Annotated in this window: 12 protein-coding genes and 1 tRNA gene; 11 read left to right on the top strand and 2 right to left on the bottom strand. The window is 68.9% G+C overall.

All coding sequences use genetic code 11. The features are described 5' to 3' along the window. The first annotated feature begins 13 nt into the window (after positions 1–13). The gene (locus VGD28_RS13660) at positions 14–487 is read left to right on the top strand and encodes a GNAT family N-acetyltransferase (protein ID WP_331028899.1); all 474 of its coding nucleotides are present in this window, start codon (positions 14–16) and stop codon (positions 485–487) included. Positions 488–492: 5 nt separating this feature from the next. Here the strand turns inward: VGD28_RS13660 and VGD28_RS13655 are convergent, their stop codons facing one another. Then, a complete protein-coding gene (locus VGD28_RS13655) occupies positions 493–1359 on the bottom strand; it encodes a peptidylprolyl isomerase (protein ID WP_331028898.1) in 867 nt (288 codons plus the stop codon). Positions 1360–1446: 87 nt separating this feature from the next. Here VGD28_RS13655 and VGD28_RS13650 point away from each other — a divergent pair. Continuing rightward, positions 1447–1537: transfer RNA gene (locus VGD28_RS13650), tRNA-Ser, on the top strand. A 59-nt stretch (positions 1538–1596) separates the two neighbouring features. Here the strand turns inward: VGD28_RS13650 and VGD28_RS13645 are convergent. Then, positions 1597–2661, bottom strand: a complete 1065-nt coding sequence (locus VGD28_RS13645; protein WP_331028897.1) for a LacI family DNA-binding transcriptional regulator — start codon at positions 2659–2661, stop codon at positions 1597–1599. Positions 2662–2900: 239 nt separating this feature from the next. On the opposite strand from VGD28_RS13645, the gene VGD28_RS13640 reads away from it, so the two are divergent. From VGD28_RS13640 to VGD28_RS13600, 9 genes are read left to right on the top strand one after another with little or no spacing between them, the layout of a single operon-like run. Then, positions 2901–4235 (top strand): MFS transporter, encoded by a 1335-nt coding sequence (locus VGD28_RS13640; RefSeq protein ID WP_331028896.1) that lies wholly within the window; start codon positions 2901–2903, stop codon positions 4233–4235. Then, positions 4232–5923, top strand: a complete 1692-nt coding sequence (locus VGD28_RS13635; protein WP_331028895.1) for a glycoside hydrolase family 3 protein — start codon at positions 4232–4234, stop codon at positions 5921–5923. Before VGD28_RS13640 ends, VGD28_RS13635 begins: the two co-directional genes overlap by 4 nt. Continuing rightward, the gene (gene gtdA / locus VGD28_RS13630; RefSeq protein WP_331028894.1) at positions 5917–6969 is read left to right on the top strand and encodes a gentisate 1,2-dioxygenase; all 1053 of its coding nucleotides are present in this window, start codon (positions 5917–5919) and stop codon (positions 6967–6969) included. The genes VGD28_RS13635 and gtdA overlap by 7 nt, the downstream gene beginning before the upstream one ends. Further along, positions 6966–7664: a fumarylacetoacetate hydrolase family protein gene (locus VGD28_RS13625; protein WP_331028893.1), complete on the top strand. Its 699-nt coding sequence runs from the start codon at positions 6966–6968 to the stop codon at positions 7662–7664. Before gtdA ends, VGD28_RS13625 begins: the two co-directional genes overlap by 4 nt. Beyond that, the gene (gene maiA, locus VGD28_RS13620) at positions 7661–8299 is read left to right on the top strand and encodes a maleylacetoacetate isomerase (RefSeq protein WP_331028892.1); all 639 of its coding nucleotides are present in this window, start codon (positions 7661–7663) and stop codon (positions 8297–8299) included. Before VGD28_RS13625 ends, maiA begins: the two co-directional genes overlap by 4 nt. A 30-nt stretch (positions 8300–8329) precedes the next feature. Beyond that, on the top strand, positions 8330–9928 hold the full coding sequence (locus VGD28_RS13615; protein WP_331028891.1) for a sulfatase: 1599 nt from the start codon (positions 8330–8332) through the stop codon (positions 9926–9928). Between the two features lie 32 nt (positions 9929–9960). Then, the gene (locus tag VGD28_RS13610; RefSeq protein WP_331028890.1) at positions 9961–11385 is read left to right on the top strand and encodes a sulfatase-like hydrolase/transferase; all 1425 of its coding nucleotides are present in this window, start codon (positions 9961–9963) and stop codon (positions 11383–11385) included. A gap of 19 nt (positions 11386–11404) precedes the next feature. Continuing rightward, positions 11405–13114, top strand: coding sequence for a sulfatase (locus VGD28_RS13605; protein ID WP_331028889.1), 1710 nt, complete (start codon positions 11405–11407; stop codon positions 13112–13114). After that, positions 13111–15027 carry a sulfatase-like hydrolase/transferase gene (locus VGD28_RS13600; protein WP_331028888.1) on the top strand — a complete coding sequence of 639 codons (1917 nt, stop codon included), beginning with the start codon at positions 13111–13113 and terminating at the stop codon, positions 15025–15027. The genes VGD28_RS13605 and VGD28_RS13600 overlap by 4 nt, the downstream gene beginning before the upstream one ends. Positions 15028–15030 lie beyond the last annotated feature (3 nt).

The following is a 15030-nucleotide window of genomic DNA, read 5'->3' as shown; positions in this document are numbered from 1 at the left end:
GCGGTGGCGCGCGATGACCGGGGCGGATGTGACGAAGGTGGCCGATCTCGCCGAAGCCGTGCATCGCGACTATCCCGAGAACGCCGCGGTCTTCGGCGCCTGTTTCCGCCTCTATCCGGCCGGCTGCCACGTCGTCGATATCGGGGAGGAGCGGATCGGCGGCTATCTGATCGCGCATCCGGGCCGTTTCGATACGCCGTCGGTGCTCGACGTGCCGTTGGAGCGGCTGCCCGAGCCGGCGGATTGCTATTATCTCCACGACCTCGCGCTCGCGCCGGCGGCGCGCGGGCACGGCCTGGCGGGCGCCGCGGTCGAGATCGTCATCGCGGAGGCGCGGCGCAGCGGACTCGACACGCTCGCGCTGATCGCGGTCGGCGATGCCCATGGCTTCTGGCGCCACCAAGGCTTCACGCCACTTGACGGTGGCCTGCTCGATCCGGCCAAGGGCTATGGCCCAGAGGCCCGCGCGCTGATCCGCAGGATCTGACCCCGTCAGGGTGCGCGGCGCACCGGCGGCATCACGTTGCAGATATCGGCGCCGCCCGAAGGCAGGTTGAAGAAGGGCGGCTCGCGATTCTCGCGCGCCTTCATCCATGCCGCGAAGCGGGGGTTGTCCGCCGCGCGATACTCGAAGCGCGGGCGTTCGGCGGCGGGCAGTTCGCTGGCGAGGCGCACGCTGACGATCGGCACGTGCTGGCTCCTGTCCTTGTAGATGCCAAGCCCTCCCTCGGTGCCGCGCGGCAGCGACGAGAGATGCTCGATCCCCTCCAGCACGCGCCCGACGATCGCGATGTTGCGGTCGAGATGGCGCGGGCCGTGCCCGATCACCGCATAGAGATCGCCGCCGCTCCCCGTGCTCGGCGCCATGTCGCGCGCGACGCCGACCATGCCGTAGCAATGCGGGAGCCACGCGACCTTGCCGTTGGTGGCGAGCGGCCAGCCATCGGCGCTGTGCCCGGCGGCGGTCGAATAGGGATCGGTGCGGGAGAGCTTGGTCACCGCGTCGTAGCGCGGCCAGTCATATTCGGCAGGCGGCTGCGCGATGACGCCCGCCGGCAGCGCCTTCTTCTCGGTCGGGTCGCCCCATTGCACGACATAATTGTCGTGGACGCGATAGACGCTCTCGCCATCCCACCAGCGCGCCGCGGCGAGCTTGCGGATGTTCGCGACGTGCACCGGCGTATAACGCGCAGCGAGCCGGATATAGACGCGCCGATCGCCCGCCAGCGTCACCACCAGCAGCTCGTCGGCAGGCACCGCGCGCCAGTCCCCGGGCAACGGATCCGAAGGCTTGGGGGCCGGCGGCGGGGCGGGTTGGGCACTCGCCTGGAGCGCGATCGTGAGGAGGGTGGTGAGCATGGGTCGCAGGCTGACACGACGGCGCGCGGCGCGCAACGCTTGCGGTGCCCGCCGCAAATCACTAGGGCAGCGCCTTCCTGGCAATGCGGAGCGGTGGCCGAGTGGTCGAAGGCGCTCGCCTGGAAAGTGAGTATACGGCAAAACCGTATCGAGGGTTCGAATCCCTCCCGCTCCGCCATCGTCCCAAATCTCCGGATCTGTCCCGCTGAACCGCGGCGGGCCAGATGTCTGATTGCGCTACTCCATTGCAGCTGCAGGGCTGGGCGGACTGGTCGATTCCCGTTCGACGATCGCGAACGGGATGTGCACCGTGGCGACGGTTCCTCCATCCTCCGGCGGCTGCCGCAGGGCCGCGACCAGGCGCTGGGTGGCAAGCTCGGAGATCTCGACGATGGGCTGGCGGACCGTGGTGAGCGGCGGCCAGATCTTGACCGCGATCGGCGTGTCGTCGAAGCCAGCTATCGATAGCTGGTCCGGAATGACGATGCCGCGGCGATGGGCCTCGGAAACCACCGCAGCGGCGATGTCGTCGTTGAACGCGAAGATCGCGGTCGGGCGCTGCGGGAGGTCGAGCAGGCGCTGCGCCGCGACCAGCCCTGAATCATAGGTGAAATCGCCCTTGGCGATCAGCGCGGCGTCCTCGCCGATCCCCGCGAGCTGAAGTGCCGATCGATAGCCCGCGAGGCGGGTCGCGCTCGCATAATGCTGGATCGGCCCTTCGATCAGGGCGATGCGGCGGTGGCCGAGCTCGATCAGCCGCAGCGTCATCGCCTGCGCCGCCTCGAAGTCATCGACCCGCACGCCCGGCATGTTGGTCAGCTCGCGGCCCGAGGAGAGGGCCATCATCGGAATGCCCGTCGCCTGCAGCTCGGGGGAGCGGTCGATGATCTCGCAGAAGGGCGGCGGGAGCAGCAGGGCATTGGCGCCGCTGCGGATCAGGCCCTGAAGGGTGGTGGCTGTCGACTCCGCGGTCTCGGCCTCGCAGCTGCGGATGAGCAGCTGGGCGCCGAGCCGAGTCGAGGCATTGAGCGCGCCGACGAGCACGGCGCTCAGGAACGCGCTCTGCGGATTGCGGTAGATCAGGCCGACGCGCAATTGCGATGCGCTGGCGAGCGCGCGGGCGGCGGCATTGGGGGTGTAGCCCAGCTCCTCGATCGCCTTGTGCACCGCGTCGCGGGTGGCCTCCAGAACCTTCTTGCGGCCGCCGAGCACGTTGGAGACGGTCATCGCCGACACGCCGGCGCGCGCCGCGACGTCGCTGATCGTGACCGCCGAGCTCGATCGCCGCGAACGCTGGCTCATCGGCGCGGCCTTCGCGGCGGCACCGCTTTGCGTTCCATCGAAATCAATGATCTAGCCCCTGGGTTGACATGGCGATCCTTTTCGCAGAGTTACCGGCAAAGGCAAAGATTTAGCGCTAAACAAGTTTCAAGGCCAACAGGCGGGCGCGAGACGGGAGAGGGGCCGATGGAGGATATCGCTGTTCGCCGTTCCTGGAAGGCCGCGCAACCGGCCGTCCCAGCGCCCGAAGGAGCATGGTGATGGCCACCACGCTGGACAAGGCGGATTCGCCCGGCTGGCCGTCCGCCGCGAGCGCATGGTATGCCGCGATCATCCTGATGCTCGCCAATACGCTGGCTTTCGTCGACCGGCAGGCGCTGGCGCTGCTCGTGCAGCCGATCAAGAACGACCTTCAGGTCTCCGACACCGCGATGAGCCTGCTTTACGGGCTCAGCTTCACGATCTTCTACGTCGCGGTCGGCATCCCGGTGGCGCGGCTCGCCGACCGGTCGAACCGGCGCAACATCGTCGCCTTCTCGGTGTTTCTGTGGAGCGGGATGACCGCGCTGTGCGGCCTGGCGCGCTCCTTCCCGCTGCTGTTCGCCGCGCGCGTCGGCGTCGGAGCGGGCGAGGGCGGGCTCAGCCCCTCGGCCTATTCGCTGCTCGCCGACTATTTCCCGAAGAACAAGCTGCCCGCGGCGATGGGCGTCTATCAGATGGGCATCTATCTGGGCGGCGCCTGCGCGCTGCTGATCGGGGGCCTCATCTCGACGGTGGTCCCGCCGGGCGAGGAGGTGGTGCTGCCCGCGCTCGGCGCGCTCAAGGGGTGGCATATCGTGTTCCTGGCGCTCGGCGTTCCCGGGCTGCTGCTTTCGCTGCTGTTGCTGACGGTGCGCGAGCCGGCGCGGCAGGGTGCGGCGAGTGAGGCGCCCAAGGTGCCGATCTCCCACTTCCTGACGCATCTTTCCGCGCGCAAGCGGGCCTATCTCGGCATCGCGCTCGGCTTTGCACTGATGATCTTCGTCGGCAACGGCACCGGCGCGTGGATCCCGGCATTCCTCGAGCGCAAATATGGCTGGAGCACCGCGGAGATCGGCGCGTCCTACGGCCTGATCGTCTTCTTCTGCGGCACCAGCGGCGCGCTGGCCGGCGGCTTCTTCGCCAGCTGGCTGCGCGGCCGCGGCTATGAGCGCGCCAACCTGCAGACCGCGCTGATCGGCTTCTCGGTCCTGATCCCCGTGACGATCGCCTTTCCGCTGATGCCGGCCGCGGGGCTCGCGCTCGTCCTGATCGGCATCATGAACTTCTTCGCCGGGTTCAATTTCGGCGGTGGGCTCGCTGCGTTGCAGGAATTGACGCCCAACCGCATGCGCGCGCTGCTGTCGGCGCTGTACATGCTGACGATCAACCTGATCGGCGCCGCGTTCGGGCCGACCGCGGTCGCGCTGATCACTGACTTCTGGTTCGGCGATCCGCAGCGCCTGCCCGAGGCGCTGGCGATCACCTGCGCCATCGCCTCCCCGCTCGCCGTGATCGCGCTGCTGATCGGCATGCGCGGCTATTCCGACATCCAGACCGCCCAGGAGCCCCAGTGACCCTCGAATCCGCAAGCCCGATGAACGACCCGCTCGCCCTCAGCGTCGAGGACCGCGCCTGGGTGGACCGGCAGCTCGCCGCGCTCAGCACGGACGAGAAGATCGGCCAGCTCTTCATCTTCGCGGCCGAGCAGGACACGATCGAGGAGATCGCCGGCCTGGCCGCGCTGAAGCCCGGCGGGATCCACCGCTTTCCGGGCCATGACCTGGCCAGGGCTTGGTCGGCGACGCGCGCGGCGATCGACAGCGCGGAGACGCCGGTGGTGATCAGCGGCGACATCGAAGGCGGCACCATCTCCTACCGCTTCTCGACCGCGATCCCCAACCAGCTCGGGATCGCCGCGTGCGACGACCTCGATCTGACCGCCGAGCTCGCCCGCGTCGTGGCGGAGGAAAGCGCGGCGCTCGGCTACAACTGGTCGTTCACCCCGGTGATCGACATCAACGCCGCGTGGCGCAATCCGGCGGTGGGAACCCGCTCCTACGGCTCGGACCTCGCCCGGATCGGCGATCAGGCGCGCGCCTATATCCGGGCGCTGCAGGCGCGGGGCGTCGCGGCGACGGCCAAGCACTGGCCGGGCGAGGGGTATGACGATCGCGACCAGCATCTCGTGACCACCGTCAACCCGCTGGACATGGCGGCGTGGGAGGCGAGCTCCGGCAAGCTCTACCGCCAGGTGATCGCCGAGGGGGTGATGACGGTGATGTCGGCGCATATCGCGCTTCCCGCCTTCGTCCGCTCGCTGCTGCCCGATGCGGGGCGCGAGGCGTTCCGCCCGGCGTCGGTGTCGCACCTGCTCAACCAGGTGCTGCTGCGCGAGCGGCTCGGCTTCAAGGGGCTGATCGTGTCCGACGCCACCGGCATGGGCGGGCTCACCAGCTGGGCCGATCGCGAGGAGCGGGTGCCCGCGGTGATCGAGAATGGCTGCGACATGTTCCTGTTCAGCCGCTCGCCGGCCGAGGATGTCGGCCTGATGATGAAGGGGCTGCGCGAGGGGCGCCTGTCCGAGGCGCGGCTCGAGGCGGCGGTCGAAAAGATCCTCACGTTCAAGGCAAAGCTCGGGCTGCACCGGATGCGCGCCGACGAGCGGCTGCCCCCGCTCGACACCGTCCGCGAGCGGTTGAGCGTTCCCGCCAACCGAACCGTGGCCGAGCAGGCGGCGGGACAGGGCATCACCCTGGTCAAGGACACGCAGGGCCTGCTGCCGCTCGATCCGGCGCGCCACCGCCGCGTCGTGGTGATCGCGGATGCAGGCTGGAGCTTCTTCATCGGCGCGCAGCCGCGCAACCTCGATCCGTTCAAGGAAGCGCTGCGCGCCGAGGGGTTCGAGGTCACCGACTTCGATCCCGACAACCGCCCGACGCGTGAAGACGCGGACCTGATCGTCTATCTCGCGGGGCAGGAAGCGACGCCGACGATCGGCAACATCTTCCTCGACTGGGGCAAGCTGCACGGCGGGTCGCGCAAGGCGATGCATCGCTTCGGGCCGGAGATCCCGACGCTGATGATCTCGCTCGGCCAGCCCTATTATCTGTTCGATGCGCCCGACATGGCGACCTATATCAACGCCTATTGCGGGCTGGAGAGCGTGCAGCGCGCGCTGGTCCCCCGGCTGCTGGGCCGCGAGCCATTCTCCGGCGTCAGCCCGGTCGATCCCTTCTGCGGGCTGGAGCAGCTCCAATGGTGAGCCCGCTGCCCAACGATCAGCAGGCGCAGCTGCAGGCGCTCTATGACGTGATGGCGCCCGAGGGACTGACGCCGCTCTGGGAGGTGCTGAGCGCGCTGGTGCCGCCGCAGCCCGATTCGCCCGCGCAGCCGCATGCCTGGTCCTATGCCAAGGCGCGCGACTATCTGATGCGCGCGGGCGACCTGATCAGCGCCGCGCAGGCCGAGCGGCGCGTGCTGATCCTCGAGAATCCGGGCCTTGCCGGCCGCTCGTCGATCACCCCCAGCCTCTATGCCGGGCTCCAGCTGATTCTGCCGGGGGAGGTCGCGCCGTGCCACCGGCACACGCAATGCGCGCTGCGCTTCGTGATGGAGGGCGAGGGCGCCTATACCAGCGTCGATGGCGAGAAGGCGGTGATGCGCCCGTTCGATCTGGTGCTGACGCCGGGCGGCCAGTGGCACGATCACGGCAACCCGACCGCGCAGCCGATGATCTGGCTCGACGGGCTGGACATCCCGACGGTGCAGCATTTCGACGCGGGTTTCGCCGAGCGGCTCGAGACCGACGTCCACCCGGAAACCGCCGCGCCGGGCAGCACGCTCGCCCAATATGGCCGCAACCTGCGCCCGTTCCGCGGCAGCGCGGCCGACCGCCGCCCGGCGCACCAACCGCTGTTCCACTATCGCTATCAGGATTGGCGCGCCGCGCTCGGCCAGATGGCGGAGGGGGCGGCGATCGACCCGTATCTCGGCCATGCGCTGGAGTTCGTGAACCCCGCCGATGGCGGCCCGGTGATGCCGACCATCGCCGCGCATGTCCGGCTGCTCCCCGCAGGCTTCGCGACCCGGCCGCGCCGCTCGACCGATGGGACGGTGTTCGTCGTGGTCGAGGGCGCGGGCGAGGCGACGATCGGCGATTGGCGCGTGCCGCTGTCGGCGCGGGATATCTTCGTGGTGCCGTCATGGCACATGCTTACGCTGCGCGCCGAAACGCCGCTGGTCCTGTTCGGCTATTCGGACAAGGCTGCGCAGCAGAAGCTCAACCTGTTCAGAGAGGAATGCGCGTGAGCGACCTGTTCCAGCCCCAGCCGCCGGTCTATGCCGCGACCAGCGACGGCAACCGCTTCCCGGTGCGCCGGCTGTTCTGCATCGGCCGCAACTATGCCGCGCATGCGCGCGAGATGGGCCGCGACCCCGACCGCGAGCCGCCCTTCTTCTTCACCAAATGGGCCGAGACCGTGGTGCCGGGCGGCGCGACGATCGCCTACCCGCCCGAGACCGCCAACTTCCACTATGAGGCCGAGCTGGTCGTCGCGCTCGGCACGGGCGGGCGCAACATCGCCGAATCCGCTGCTGCGGGCCACATCTACGGCTTTGCGACCGGGCTCGACATGACCCGCCGCGACCTCCAGCTCGTCGCGCGCGAGCAGGGGCGGCCATGGGACACCGGCAAGAATGTCGAGCAGTCCTCGCCGCTCGGCCTGATCCATCCGATCGCACAGACCGGGCCGCTCACGCGCGGTGCGATCCGCCTGACGGTCAACGGCGCGGTGAAGCAGGACGCGGACCTTGCCGACCTCATCTGGCCGGTCGATGCGGTGATCGCCTATGTCTCGCGCTTCTACCGGCTGGAGCCGGGCGACCTCATCTATACCGGCACGCCGGCGGGCGTCGGCCCGGTCACCGAAGGCGACCGGATCGTGGTGACGATCGACGGCCTGACGCCGTGCGAGATCCTGGTCGGCCCGGCCGCCGCCGAATGAGCGCGATGCGCCTCCACGGCTATTTCCGCTCCACCGCATCCTACCGGGTGCGGATCGCGCTCAACCTGAAGGGGCTGAGCTATGATCAACGCTCGCACCACCTGCGCAAGGGCGAGCAGCGCGCGCCGGCCTATCTGGCGCTCAACCCGCAGGGGCTGCTGCCGGCGCTCGAGCTGGATGGCGGCAAGGTGCTGACCCAATCGCTCGCGATCTGCGAGTATCTCGACGAGATCGCGCCCGAACCCGCGCTCCTGCCGGGCGATCCGCTCGCGCGGGCGCAGGTGCGGGCCTTTGCGCAGGTGATCGCATGCGACATCCACCCGGTGCAGAATCTGAAGATCCTCGACCGGCTGCGCAGCCTGGGGCTGAGCGAGGATGCCGTCGCCGGCTGGGCGCGGGCGACGATCGAGGAGGGGCTGGATGCCTGCGATCGCCTGATCGCCGACCATGCGGGCCGGTTCTGCTTCGGCGATGCGGTGACGCTCGCCGACATTTGCCTGGTGCCGCAGCTGATCAATGCACGCCGCTTCGGCGCCGATCTGCGCTGGCCGCGATTGCTGACAATCGAAGCGGCGTGCCTGTCGCTTCCTGCCTTTGCCGATGCCATGCCGGAACGACAGGCGGACGCCGAGTGACGATGTAGCGAGACGCGCGAGGAGAGGTTGATGTCCCGAGTTCAATGCCTGTTCCGCACCACGGCGCTGGCCGCGATGGCCGGCCTGATGGCGGCGCCGCTCGCCGCCCTCGATGCGCGCGAAGGCGCGGCCGCGGCGAAGCAGCAGCCGCGCAAGCCCGCGCGGGCCGAGCGCCGCCCGAACGTCCTGCTGATCATGGCCGACGATCTCGCGCCGCGGCTGGGCAGCTATGGCGCGCCCGTGCGCACGCCGAATATCGACCGGCTCGCTGCCCAAGGCGTCAGCTTCGACCGCGCCTATTCGCAATTCCCGTGGTGCGCGCCGAGCCGCGCGTCGATGCTGACCGGCACGCGCCCCGATACCACGCGCGTGATCGACCTTGTCACGCCGTTCCGCGCGGCCTTGCCCGATATCCAGACGCTGCCGCAATATTTCCGGTCCAACGGCTATTTCTCGGGGCGGGTCGGCAAGATCTTCCACCAGGGCGTCCCCGCCGGGATCGGCGAGGCGGGGCCGGACGATGCGCAGTCCTGGGACAAGGTGATCGACCCGCGCGGCCGCGACCGCGACGCGGAGAATGGCCGGCTGGTCGATCTGACCCCGGGCATCCCCTACGGCTCGGCGATGGCCTATCTCGCCGACGAAGGGGAGGATGGCGAGCAGACCGACGGCAAGGTCGCCACCGAAGCGATCGAGATGATCCGCGCGAACCGCGACAAGCCCTTCTTCATCGGCGTCGGCTTCTACCGCCCGCATGTGCCCGAGGTGGCGCCCAAGCGCTATTTCGACATGTATCCGCTCGACACGATCCGGATCGAGGAACAGGATCCTGAGATGCTCGCGCGCGTGCTGCCGGCGAGCAAGGCGTGGACGCCGGACAATTTCGGGATGACGCCCGATCAGCAGCGCGAGATGATCCGCTCCTATTATGCCGCGACCAGCTTCATGGACGCACAGGTCGGGCGCGTGCTCGACGCGCTCGACGCGCTGGGCCTGGCCGAGGACACGATCGTCGTCTTCACCAGCGATCACGGCTTCATGCTCGGCGAGCATGGCCAGTGGATGAAGAACATCCTGTGGGAACCTTCGGCGCGCGTGCCGCTGATCGTGCGGGTGCCCGGCCGCGGCAAGGCGGCGGGCAAGCGCTCCCCGCGCACGGTGGAGCTGCTCGACCTCTATCCCACGCTGGTCGAGCTGGCCGGGCTGCCGGGCTATGCGCGCAACGAGGGGAAGAGCCTGACGCCGCTGCTCGCCCGCCCCGCCGACCGGCAATGGGCCAAGCCCGCGCTGTCGCAGGTGCGCGGCGGCCGCAGCGTGCGCACCGAGCGGTGGCGCTATACCGAATGGGAGGGCGGCAAGCAGGGCCGCGAGCTCTACGATCATGCGCGCGATCCCGGCGAGTTCCATAATCTCGCGGACGATCCGCGCCACGCCGCGACCGTGGCCCGGCTGCGCGCGCTGCTGCCGCCGGGCCCGGTCGAGGCGCGGTCGAAGCCGGTCGCCTATGATGCGGTGCGCGACTGCACCTATTTCCCGCGCCAGCCAGCGGCGGCGCCCGGCAAGGCGGGCGCGCCGGGCGGGGGCGACGGCATGGCGGGGCTGCGGCACTGCGCGACTCTGGATCCCTGAAGGACAATCGAATGGCCGCAACGCAACGACGCATGAAGATCAGGGCCGCGCTCTGCGCCGCGGTCGCCGTCGCCCTGTCCCCTGCGGCACAGGCGCAGACAGGCGCGCCCGGCGCGCAGCAGGCGCCGCCGCCTGCGGCTGCCGCGCGCAAGGACAAGCGCCCCAACATCATCCTGATCCTGGCCGACGACATGGGCGTCGAGACCGTCAACGCCTATGGCGGCGAATATTACACGCCCCATATCGACCGGATGGCACGCGAGGGGCTGCGCTTCGACAATGCGCACGCGACGCCGCTCTGCTCGCCCTCGCGCACGCGGCTGATGACGGGAATCGAGAACCACCGGAATTACGAGGCGTTCGCCTATCTCGCGCCCGGCCAGCGGACCTTCGGCAACATGCTGAAGGATGCCGGCTACGCGACCGGCATGGTCGGCAAGTGGCAGCTGTCGGGTAACGGCTTCGACGGTCGCACGGGGATCACGCCGGTCCAGGCCGGGTTCGAGGAAAGCGCGCTGTGGCAGCTCAAGCCGCTCGACGCGAAGGGATCGCGCTATTGGGGGCCCACGCGCGTCGTCAACGGCAGGACGCGGATCGACGAGGAAGGCTTCGGCCCGGATCGCGACCAGGCGTTCGCGCTGGACTTCATCGAGCGGCACCGGGACCGCCCCTTCTTCCTCTATTATTCGATGACGCTGGTCCATGATCCCTTCGTGCCCACCCCGGCATCGATGTCGAGCGAAGGCGCGAAGGACCGCTTCGCCGGCATGATGAGCTACATGGACGGCCAGGTCGGCGCGCTGCTCGAGAAGCTGAAAGCGCTGGGGCTGGACGACGACACGATCGTGCTGTTCACCGCGGACAACGGCACCAACCGGCAGATCACCAGCATGCGCAACGGCGTCGCGGTGCAGGGCGGCAAGGGCCTGCCAACGCTGACGGGAACGCACGTCCCGCTGATCGTGCGCGCGCCCGGCCGCGTGGCGGCGGGCGCCACGACCCCCGCGCTGTTCGACTTCCTCGACGCCGTGCCGACCTTCGCCGAATTCGCCGGCGTGACGCTGGCGCCCGGCGCGGCCGACGGCGTCAGCCAGGCCGGGGTGATGACCGGCAAGGCGCGCAGCGCGCGCGAGGCGATCTTCATGCACTATGATCCGCGCTGGCTGGCGCGGCCCGCGCGCTTCGCGTTCAACCTGAGCTACAAGCTCTATGGCGACGGGCGCTTCGTCGCGCTCGACCCCGCGACGGGCGGCGAGACCGAAATCCCGGCGGCGCGGATGCAGGCCAGGGATCGTGCGCGTCGGGCTTCGCTGGAGAAGCTGCTGCGCAGCGTGCCCGAGGTTCCGTTCAGCAAGGAGCGGTTCCCGATGTGCGCGGGCCGCCCGTCGCGCGACCCGAACTTGCCGGCGATCGAAGCAGGTTGTGCGACGCTTAGCGGCGGCATCGGTGTAGATTGAGCGTGATTGGAGAGAGAGGATGACGGCGTTTCGGACCAGCCTGTTTTGCGCGGCGATCGGCCTTGCGGCGGTGTCGATGCCGCTGGCCGCGCGCGACGCGGTGCCCGGCCACGCCCCGGCCCAAGCAACGCGCGCAGCGGCCGTGGCGAAGCCGAAGAACGTGATCTTCGTGATCGTCGACGATCTGCGCTACGACGGCATGGGCTTCCTCCAGCCGCAGCTGCGCACGCCCAATATCGATCGCATGGCGCGCGAGGGGACCTATTTCCCGAACACCGTGGTCACCTCGGCGCTCTGCTCGCCCAGCCGCGCGACGATCCTGACCGGCGAGACCGCGCGCAACCATCGCATCGTCGACAACAACAACTCGTCCGAGGAAGGGCTGACCTTCTTCCCCGCGCTGCTGCAAAGGGCCGGCTACCAGACGTCGTTCATCGGCAAATGGCATATGGGGAATGACGACGACAATCCGCGCCCCGGCTTCGACAAATGGGTCAGCTTCCGCGGGCAGGGCGCCTATTTCCCGACCACCGGCATCCCGGCGGCCGCCGCCGCGGCAGGCAAGCGCAACATGCTCAACGTCGATGGCAAGCCGGTGCCGCAGGCGGGCTATATCACCGACGAGCTGACCGACTATGCGATGACCTGGCTCGAGAAGGAGCGCGACAAGTCGAAGCCCTTCTTCCTCTATCTGAGCCACAAGGCGGTGCATTCCGATCCGCTGCCCGCGCCGCGCCATCGCGGCCAGTACGACAAGGTGACCTTCAGCATCCCCGACACCGCCGCCGACACGCCCGAGAACCGGCGCGGCAAGCCGATGTGGATCTATAACCAGCGCAACACCTGGCACGGCATCGATTTCTTCTACAACTCCGACATGAAGATGACGGAGTATCTGCGCTATTATTATTCGACCCTGTCGGCGGTGGACGACAGCCTGGGACGCATCTTCGACTATTTGAGAAAGAACAAGCTCGACCGCGACACCATGGTCGTGTTCACCTCCGACAACGGCTTCCTGATCGGCGATCATGGGCTGATCGACAAGCGCAACGCCTATCAGGGATCGGTGCGAGTGCCGCTGCTGGTGTGGCAGCCGGGCAGCGTGCCGGCCGGCGCGACCAACCCCGGCCGGATCCGCAACCTCGACTATGCGCCGACCTTCCTCGACCTTGCCGGCGTGCCGCGCCCCACCAATTTCGAGGGCAAGAGCGCGCTGCCGCTGATCACCGGCAAGCTCGCCGCGAAGGACTGGGCGCCGCAGGACTTCATCTACGAATATTATTGGGAATGGAGTTTCCCGATGACGCCGGGGACGTTCGCGATCCAGCGCGGCGACCTGAAGTACATCCAATATTACGGCATCTACGACACCGACGAGCTTTACGACCTCGCGCGCGATCCCGACGAGCGCAACAATCTCATCAACGACCCCGCCTATCTCGAAAAGAAGATCGAGCTGCGCCGGGCGCTGTACGCCCAGCTCGCCGATCGCGAGGGGCGGCACGCGATCCCCTATGGCGAGCGCCGCGCGATCGGCAGCGTGCGCCGCGGCCGCAACGGCCCCGGCGCCGCGCAATTCCCCGACGAATGGCTGGTCGAGCCCAATCGTGCCGACCGGCTCGACGACATCGTCGCCGACAGCCCGGCCAAGCAGAAGGCTCGGGCGGAAGGCCGGCCCTTCGCGCCGCAACCCAGGCTCGGCCAAGAGAAATTGGACGGCGAATGAAGGACCGGGTGAATCGCCGCGGGATGCTTGGGCTCGCCGCCGCGGCGGCCACCGCAACGCGCACCGCCTCAGCCGCTCCGGGCGAGCGGCCGAACATCCTGTGGCTGGTGAGCGAGGACAATAATCCGTTCGTCGGCGCCTATGGCGACCGGCTCGCGCATACCCCGGCGATCGACGCGCTGGCACGCAAGGGCGTGGTCTATCGCAACGCCTTTTCCAACGCGCCGGTCTGCGCGCCGTCGCGCTTCGCGATCCTGACCGGCATCCATCCGGAGAGCTGCGCGCCGGCGAACCAGATGCGCGCCAGCGCCAGGCTGCCCGGAGGATTCCGCACCTATCCCGAACTGATGCGCGCCGCGGGCTATTTCTGCACCAACGCCAGCAAGACCGACTATAATTGCGACGCCGATCCCAGGGCGATCTGGGACGTGCAGGGTCCCGAGGGCCATTGGCGCAAGCGGCCGCCGGGCAAGCCGTTCATGGCCGTGTTCAACTACGAGACCACGCATGAATCGCAGCTGTTCAAGCCGACCCCCGGCCGCGTCACGCCGGACATGGTCACGCTGCCGCCCTATCTGCCCGACACGCCCGGCATCCGCCAGGATTTCGCCAGCTATTACAATCTGATCGAGAAGATGGACGGCCAGCTCGCGCGGCGCCTGGCCGATCTCGAGGCGGACGGGCTGGCTGAAGACACGATCGTCTTCCACTATTCGGACAATGGCGGCGTGCTGCCGCGATCGAAGCGCTATTGCTATGACGAGGGGCTGCGCTGCGAGCTGATCGTCCATGTGCCGCCCAAATGGCGGCATCTGATGCCCGCCAGGCCGGGCAGCGTGATCGACGCCCCGGTCTCGTTCATCGACCTCGCCCCCACCGTCCTGTCGATCGCCGGCGCCGCGCAGCCGCCGCAGATGCGCGGCCGTCCCCTGCTCGGCAAGCGCGTCGGCGCGCCGCAGCGCTGGGCATTCGGGATGCGCAACCGGATGGACGAGCGGATCGATTTCTCGCGCACCGTCACCGACGGGCGCTGGCGCTATATCCGCAACTACATGCCGCACCGGCCGTGGGGGCAGCATCAGGCCTATGAGTGGCAGGCCAGGGGCTATCAGGATTGGGAAGCGGCATACCGGGCCGGCACGCTGAACCCCGCGCAGCGCCGCTTCTTCGAGCCCAAGCCGTTCGAGGAGCTCTACGACCTGCGCGCCGATCCGCACCAGATCGCCAACCGCGCGGGCGATCCCGCCCCGGCGCGCGTGCTGAAGGCGATGCGCGGCGCGCTCGATGCGCACATGATCGCGATCCACGACAATGGCTTCATTCCCGAGGGCATGGCCGGCGAAGGCTATGCCGAGAGCCGCGATCCGGCGCTCTATCCGCTCCGCCAGGTGATGCAGCTGGCCGGCGCGGCGGCGAGCCGCGATCCCGCGCATCTCGGCACGCTGCGCACCCATCTGGCCAGTCCGGTGCCGGTCCTGCGCTACTGGGCGGCGACGGGCATGCTGATCCTGGGCGAGGCGGCGCGGGGCGAGCTGGCCGCGTTGCAGGGCATCATGCGCAGCGATCCCTCGCCCCATGTCCGCATCGTCGCCGCGGAGGCGGCCGCGCGGCTCGGCGATGCGGAGGAAGCGGTGCGTCTGCTCGCCGGGATCACCGATGCGCCGCCCTCATGGCAGGTCCAGCTCCATGCGATCAACGCCCTGACTTTCGTTGGGGAGGCAGCGAAAACGGCGCTCGACACCGTCCGCCGCGCGGCGCGAGCCGAGCAGGATCAGGACTATGTCCGTTCGGCCGGCCGGTATCTCGAGGCGGTGCTGACCGGCACCTACACACCCGCCACGTCGGTGTTCGAGCCGGAACGCATGCGGCAGCGCATGGGTGGCCCCGGCGGCGCGGCGCCGGGTCGGAATTGAACG

It is taken from the genome of Sphingomonas sp. (assembly GCF_036402235.1).
In the GTDB taxonomy this organism is placed as follows: domain Bacteria; phylum Pseudomonadota; class Alphaproteobacteria; order Sphingomonadales; family Sphingomonadaceae; genus Sphingomonas.
The sequence above is the reverse complement of the archived record's forward strand: the minus strand, read 5'-3'. Positions and strand labels throughout refer to the sequence as shown.